Origin of the sequence: Salibacter sp. (assembly GCF_031581065.1) — a bacterium.
Taxonomy (GTDB): Bacteria; Bacteroidota; Bacteroidia; order Flavobacteriales_G; family Salibacteraceae; genus Salibacter.
The window spans coordinates 1-3,148 of the sequence record NZ_JAVLBN010000091.1; the positions used below are offsets into that span (position 1 = coordinate 1).

Genomic DNA, 3,148 nt, shown 5'->3' on the forward strand with positions numbered 1-3,148 from the left:
CCCGTTGATCAAAAGCACCGGTGAATTTGAATTCCAGGAACAAGAAACCGGCAAAAACAACATCAGGCATATTTATTTGAAGAATAAGTAAACATTAGCAGTCAGATCCAAAAGCTAATCAGGTATTCTAAAGCTTATCTCTAAAAATGAAAGTAACAATTACACTTGATAAGTGAACGAGGGTTAATTATTTATTTTTTAAAGCTGGTTTAAATTAGCATCACACTCCCACAGTCTTTCCCACTCTCATTTTGAATCCCCACTAAAAAGTCTATATTTGAGAAGTAGTGTTAGTACAGTTTTATATTCCTAAAACCCTTTCGGGGAGTGATCTCGATTTCTATCTCTCGCGTGGCTGGTTTCGCAATAGCCTGTTGCTCCACCACTCTGAGGTGATATGCCTTGATGAGAAGGTGCAGTCTATTGTCAATATCAGGCTGCCGCTCAATGAGTACAAATCAAAACGTAACTTCAGGAAAATTCGCAACCGCGTAGTACGTAATTTTGAAGTGGTCATCAGGCGATCCAGTTTGACCAAACAAAAAGAAGACCTCTATCGCCATCACAAAAAACGTTTTAAAGGATTCCTGTTCGAGGACCTCGATCAATTCCTCATGCCCGGTCACACCAACACTATTTTCAATACCTGGGAAGTTGAAGTTTACGATGGCGAAAAACTCATCGCCTACTCGTTGTTCGATTTGGGAGAAGAAAGCGTAGCCAGCCTCATCGGTATTTACGACAACGATTACAGCCAGTACAGTTTGGGAACTTTCACAATGATTGCTGAAGTGGAATTTGCCAAAAAACACGGTTTCACCTACTATTACCCGGGCTACATCCTCGATAATTCCACAGAATTTGACTACAAACTGAGACTGGGCGAGATGGAATATCTCAACCATCAAAATGTATGGCGACCATTGTCAGAACTCGATAAATTGAAATTTCCAGCCAGCAAGATCAACGCCAAAATGCACGAATTGGAACGGGCTCTGACCGATAAAAAAATACCGCACATACAACGACTAAACCCATTTTACACGCTGGGCTACATTGAGCCATACACGAAAACATTCACCAAAAGTACCGTTGTGTTTTTGATCCCGGGATCCATTCCCGGCTTTTTCCTCATGGCCGAGTACCACTTTGAAAAAAAGCAATTCACCGCACACATCGTGCGTGAGAGTCCGCTCAAAGACTCACTCCTCGATATGCAAATCACGCCCGAGCTACTCGATGAAAACACCTATCTAACACAACTCTACCAGTTTGAACAAAACCTGGGCTCAACACCAGATGCCCGTCAAATGGCGCAAATGCTCTACGAAGCACGCCTGTAATTACGTTCCTGGCGCAGCAATTTAGCCGTTTTCGTTAGCCCTTTCACCACTTGCGGATTGAATGAATTTTTCAAATAAGCTCTGAAATACAACTCATTAGCCGTTTTGTAGTTTTTCAATTTCTCTGCAATTCTCGCGGTCAGAACCAGCTCCGCCTCAGTCTCAACTCCACACCGCAAGCACTCGTTCACCTTCTCAAACGCCTCATTGTAGCGCTTTTCAGCGAAATAAACATCAGCCAACTCAAACCTGATCGCCTCCTGATTAGGGTTCAGCGCCAACGAAACCTCAAAATCGTGAGCCGATTGTTCAAAATCTCCCAGCTCTCGGTAATACCTACCGCGTTTACCAAAAATTCTTGCATTTGCAGGGTTCACGGTCAGAGCGCAATTCGCCTCCGTAGCTGCCAATTCCCAATCCGATAGCTCTGCAGCACAATCCATTGCCAGCTCGTTGAAACGCAAATCAGTACCATTCAACAACTTTCCCTTACGAACAAGATCCAGGCACACCTCAAAATCTTCATTTCGGTATGCATCCAGGGCATGCTGGTGAAGTCGATTGAGTTCGTTATCGAGCTGATTGTTCTGCTTCACCTTTAACCATTTTGACGGAATGATCAACTCATCGTTTTGGCACAACATCTCGTATTGCGTAGAACTCTCAATCTCGATTCTGTACATCCAGTGCTGGCACATCGTGTGACTTTTCCAGGCCTCAAATGCCCACAACTTAAAGTTGAGCCAGCTCTCTGTAGAAACATGAACCGGACGATCGAATTTATTCAGGTGTTTTTTAATCTCGTTACGTTTCATGATTATGCTGTTATTTGGATTTCTAAAGATTGAGTTGGCAGATACTTTTCGCGCACAACACGAGAGACACGACACGAAACTGAAAAGCCACGCTCCAGCATAGCCTTTACTGTGCGATGATCACCAAACGGAATGTATCCTATCTTGAAGTTTTTGAAATATGCCGCGATAGAATTGTTGTGCTCCATACGCAAAGTGAGATCCACACCTTCGCGCAAGTGATGGTAAATAATCGGTAAATCGTAAAGTTTGATGCCACAGAGTGCGCCTTTGAACACGATAGATTGCTGAACCGGCTCTGACCGAAACCAATTTTGAATTGTACTTTTTACTTGTCTCATCTCCTTTTAATTTTGAAGTTGAGACAAACGTACCGGCCCACACCGTAATCTTTTTACGGTGGTAAAATTTTTTGGAAAAAAGCAATGAAAATCATCCACGCGATGAAATCGCGCGGCAGCTGGGGATTTTGAATCTATACATTCAAACCTCCAAACTATCCAACCTCCAAACCTTTAACAGCTTAGAAATTCAATGAAGTCAAAAGTAAAGTTAGGACTTCCTCGTCCTTGACCTCGACCTTAAACCTTTTAGCAAATCTGTCAACTCCAAACTCCCTCATGCCTCGACTTCGCTCGGCAGCCGGGCTAACCCGGAGCATAAGTTTCATAATTAGGATTTGAGTACCGTAGGTACGGTTCACATCTAAAAAGCCTGATGTTTATTTACTTTTCTGTGGCCCGTGCTTACAGCACTCGTTGGTGGCTCTCATGCACTTTGCTCTGGGCTGAAGCCCAGAGTTATGTGAATTCGTGCCTACGGCACTGATGTTTGGGCTATCAAAAACTTTCTCAGGTCACAAAGGGCTCTGAGAATTCACAGCGCACACAAAGTGATTCTTCAATCTTCGAGACCATTGCGTCTACTTCGCGACCTTTGTGATACCAGCAGAAGTAACATCATAACTTAATGGCCCTTCACTTCTTCATG

The 3,148-nt window shown here is 43.5% G+C and carries 3 protein-coding genes; 1 reads left to right on the top strand and 2 read right to left on the bottom strand.

Going from position 1 to position 3,148, the window contains the following annotated elements:
* Positions 1 to 287 precede the first annotated feature (287 nt).
* Positions 288 to 1,343, top strand: coding sequence for a hypothetical protein (locus RI557_RS11540; protein ID WP_310683913.1), 1,056 nt, complete (start codon positions 288 to 290; stop codon positions 1,341 to 1,343).
* On the opposite strand, the gene RI557_RS11545 is transcribed toward RI557_RS11540, so the two are convergent.
* Together RI557_RS11545 and RI557_RS11550 are read right to left on the bottom strand one after the other, a co-directional pair.
* A complete protein-coding gene (locus RI557_RS11545) occupies positions 1,325 to 2,158 on the bottom strand; it encodes a CDC27 family protein (RefSeq protein ID WP_310669085.1) in 834 nt (277 codons plus the stop codon). The genes RI557_RS11540 and RI557_RS11545 overlap by 19 nt on opposite strands.
* Positions 2,159 to 2,160: 2 nt before the next feature.
* Entirely contained in the window at positions 2,161 to 2,499 is a 339-nt protein-coding gene (locus RI557_RS11550) for a hypothetical protein (RefSeq protein ID WP_310683915.1), read from the bottom strand.
* Positions 2,500 to 3,148: the final 649 nt, after the last annotated feature.

Coding starts and splice junctions, on each gene's coding strand:
- RI557_RS11545 (WP_310669085.1), bottom strand. CDS start 2,158: ATGAAACGTAACGAGATTAAAAAACACCTGAATAAATTCGATCGTCCG.
- RI557_RS11550 (WP_310683915.1), bottom strand. CDS start 2,499: ATGAGACAAGTAAAAAGTACAATTCAAAATTGGTTTCGGTCAGAGCCG.